We start from the raw sequence: 1268 nt of genomic DNA on the forward strand, positions 1-1268 counted from the left end.
AGCTGACCAGCACTAATCGGTCGAGGGCTTGACTACATTCTAAGGTAGATAAGCCTAACAAGAACAATTTGCTAAGAGTTTCTTCTGTGAAGTTTTGAGTGGACAACACTCAAGAAGATGCGGTGATGATGCCTGAACGGTTCCACCTGTTCCCATTCCGAACACAGTAGTTAAGCGTTCAAAGGCCGAGGGTACTTCGTTGGAGACGACGTGGGAGAGTAGGTAGTTGCCGCAATTACTCCTCGATAGCTCAGTCGGTAGAGCGTCTGACTGTTAATCAGAATGTCACTGGTTCGAGTCCAGTTCGAGGAGCCATTTTGAATTTTGGCCACAGCTCTGCTGTGGTTTTCATGGATAGTTGGGGTATCGCCAAGTCGGTTAAGGCACGGGACTTTGACTCCCGCATCCGTTGGTTCGAATCCAACTACCCCAGCCAATTTATCCCCTTTTTTAGCGGATTACGTGGCGCTGATAAAGGTTCACTAGCTCAGTTGGTAGAGCATCTGACTTTTAATCAGAGGGTCCCGGGTTCGAGTCCCGGGTGAGCCACCACTATTTTCTCACTTATCATGACTCACTAGCTCAACTGGCAGAGCAACTGACTCTTAATCAGTAGGTTCACGGTTCGATTCCGTGGTGGGTCACCATTATATGGGCGATTAGCTCAGCTGGGAGAGCGCTTGCCTTACAAGCAAGATGTCGGCAGTTCGATCCTGTCATCGCCCACCATAGGTACTTACAGTATATACGGCCCGGTAGTTTAGTTGGTTAGAATGCCGCCCTGTCACGGCGGAGGTCGTGGGTTCAAGTCCCATCCGGGTCGCCATTTTTTATTTCTATTATGCCTCGGTAGCTCAGTTGGTAGAGCAGGGGACTGAAAATCCCCGTGTCAGTGGTTCGATTCCGCTCTGAGGCACCACTTTTACAGCGTCTGCGGCATACGCCGCTTGTGCATGTCGCTGGCGTAGCTCAATCGGTAGAGCAGCTGACTTGTAATCAGCAGGTTGGGGGTTCAAGTCCTCTCGCCAGCTCCACGCGGGTGTAGCTCAATGGTAGAGCCCCAGCCTTCCAAGCTGGTCACGTGGGTTCGATTCCCATCACCCGCTCCATTTTGCATTTCGCCGGGGTGGCGGAACAGGCAGACGCAGGGGACTTAAAATCCCCCGATCGCAAGATCGTACCGGTTCGATTCCGGTCCTCGGCACCAAATATCATACTCTATTGTCACGCGGTCGTGGCGGAATTGGCAGACGCGCTACTTTGAGGGG

10 tRNA genes and 1 rRNA gene are annotated in these 1268 nt (G+C 52.1%); all 11 read left to right on the forward strand.

What is annotated here, in order from left to right:
- Positions 1-118 precede the first annotated feature (118 nt).
- The 11 genes from rrf (at position 119) to HMPREF1992_RS08595 (ending at position 1207) form a co-directional block, all read left to right on the forward strand.
- Positions 119-235 (forward strand): 5S ribosomal RNA (rrf, locus tag HMPREF1992_RS08545).
- A gap of 4 nt (positions 236-239) precedes the next feature.
- A tRNA-Asn gene (locus HMPREF1992_RS08550) sits at positions 240-315 on the forward strand.
- Between the two features lie 44 nt (positions 316-359).
- Positions 360-436, forward strand: a tRNA-Gln gene (locus HMPREF1992_RS08555).
- Positions 437-476: 40 nt separating this feature from the next.
- Positions 477-552: transfer RNA gene (locus tag HMPREF1992_RS08560), tRNA-Lys, on the forward strand.
- 19 nt (positions 553-571) lie between these two features.
- Positions 572-647 (forward strand) — tRNA-Lys (locus tag HMPREF1992_RS08565).
- Between the two features lie 6 nt (positions 648-653).
- Positions 654-729: transfer RNA gene (locus tag HMPREF1992_RS08570), tRNA-Val, on the forward strand.
- Between the two features lie 20 nt (positions 730-749).
- Positions 750-826: transfer RNA gene (locus tag HMPREF1992_RS08575), tRNA-Asp, on the forward strand.
- Between the two features lie 17 nt (positions 827-843).
- Positions 844-919: transfer RNA gene (locus tag HMPREF1992_RS08580), tRNA-Phe, on the forward strand.
- 39 nt (positions 920-958) lie between these two features.
- A tRNA-Thr gene (locus HMPREF1992_RS08585) sits at positions 959-1034 on the forward strand.
- Between the two features lies 1 nt (position 1035).
- A tRNA-Gly gene (locus tag HMPREF1992_RS08590) sits at positions 1036-1109 on the forward strand.
- Positions 1110-1120: 11 nt separating this feature from the next.
- A tRNA-Leu gene (locus HMPREF1992_RS08595) sits at positions 1121-1207 on the forward strand.
- The last annotated feature ends 61 nt before the right edge of the window (positions 1208-1268 follow it).

This window comes from Selenomonas sp. oral taxon 892 str. F0426 (assembly GCF_000468035.1).
GTDB lineage: Bacteria > Bacillota > Negativicutes > Selenomonadales > Selenomonadaceae > Centipeda.